Below are 1,311 nucleotides of genomic sequence, written 5' to 3' on the forward strand. Positions count from 1 at the left end.
GTGCCCGGACGCTGTCTTCGTGCCGCCTCGTACGAAGCGGCACACACCACTGAACGCGCGCCGCGCCATGCCACCACCACCGGCTTGCCGCGCAGTGACGGATCGTCGCGCTGCTCCACAGACGCGTAGAAGGCGTCCATGTCGACGTGGATGATCTTGCGCAGTGCGTTCATGGTTGGCCCACATGATACCTGCACCGTACCCGTCCAGACGCCGAAGTATGGTCGTTGTGCATCAACGGGATGCGTGGTTTCAGCTGAAAACACTACGCACGCGTACGGAGACGCGGTTTGATATCCGCCTGATCCGTCGTGCATCCTCGGGAGCTCGTTGCCTTGTTTTCGCTTCCAGGATTGCGCTTTCCATGACTCGTCTCCACGCGTTCAACCGCGACCAGCTGCTGGCCAGCGCACGCGGTGAACTGTTCGGCGCTGCCGCCGGCCGGTTGCCCAACGACCCGATGCTGATGTTCGACCGCATCACCGAAATCCGCGAGGACGGCGGACCGCATGGCAAGGGCATGGTACGCGCCGAACTGGATATCCGTCCGGACCTGTGGTTCTTCGGCTGCCACTTCATCGGCGACCCGGTGATGCCCGGCTGCCTGGGCCTGGATGCCATGTGGCAGCTGACCGGCTTCTTCCTGACCTGGCTGGGTGCCCCCGGCAAGGGCCGCGCCCTGGGCTGCGGCGAAGTGAAGTTCACCGGCCAGGTGCTGCCCGATGCCAAGCTGGTGCGCTACGAGATCGACATCAGCCGCGTCATCAACCGCAAGCTGGTGATGGCCCAGTCTGACGCGCGCATGTACGTGGACGACCGCGAGATCTACAACGCCCGCGACCTGCGCGTGGGCCTGTTCACTGAAACCGGGAGCTTCTGATGCGTCGCGTCGTCATCACCGGCATGGGCATCACGTCCTGCCTCGGCAATGATCTGGATACCGTTTCGGCCGCCCTGCGTGAAAGCCGCGCTGGCATCACCGCGCTGGCCGACCACGCCGAAGCCGGCCTGCGCAGCCAGGTCGGCGGTCGCGTCGACCTCGAYCTGGATGCGCTGATCGACCGCAAGCAGAAGCGCTTCATGAGCGATGCCGCTGCCTTCGCCTACCTGGCGATGGCCGATGCCATCACCGATGCGGGCCTGACCCCGCAACAGGTCAGTGGCCTGCGCACCGGCCTGATCGCCGGTTCCGGCGGTGGCTCCAGCGAATGGCAGGTGGGTGCGGTGGATCTGCTGCGCAGCCGTGGCGTGCGCAAAGTGGGTCCCTACATGGTGCCGCGCACGATGTGCTCGACCGTGTCGGCCTGCCTG

The 1,311-nt window shown here is 65.5% G+C and carries 3 protein-coding genes; 2 read left to right on the forward strand and 1 reads right to left on the reverse strand.

Annotated elements, in window-relative coordinates; genetic code table 11:
• Window positions 1–164, reverse strand: a 164-nt coding sequence (locus AB4Y84_RS21815; RefSeq protein WP_442250955.1) for a Y-family DNA polymerase, incomplete at its 3' end; no start/stop codon positions are given.
• 200 nt (window positions 165–364) lie between these two features.
• Here AB4Y84_RS21815 and fabA point away from each other — a divergent pair.
• Together fabA and AB4Y84_RS21825 are read left to right on the forward strand one after the other, a co-directional pair.
• On the forward strand, window positions 365–880 hold the full coding sequence (fabA, locus tag AB4Y84_RS21820) for a 3-hydroxyacyl-[acyl-carrier-protein] dehydratase FabA (RefSeq protein ID WP_025878420.1): 516 nt from the start codon (window positions 365–367) through the stop codon (window positions 878–880).
• A partial coding sequence (locus tag AB4Y84_RS21825; RefSeq protein ID WP_442250954.1) for a beta-ketoacyl synthase N-terminal-like domain-containing protein occupies window positions 880–1,311 on the forward strand: 432 nt, incomplete at its 3' end. The genes fabA and AB4Y84_RS21825, both read left to right, overlap by 1 nt.

Origin of the sequence: Stenotrophomonas sp. 2YAF22 (assembly GCF_052114665.1) — a bacterium.
Taxonomy (GTDB): Bacteria; Pseudomonadota; Gammaproteobacteria; order Xanthomonadales; family Xanthomonadaceae; genus Stenotrophomonas; species Stenotrophomonas indicatrix.

Bases quoted from the DNA above. Each gene is read 5' to 3' on its own strand.
- fabA (WP_025878420.1), top strand. From the start codon at position 365: ATGACTCGTCTCCACGCGTTCAACCGCGACCAGCTGCTGGCCAGCGCA.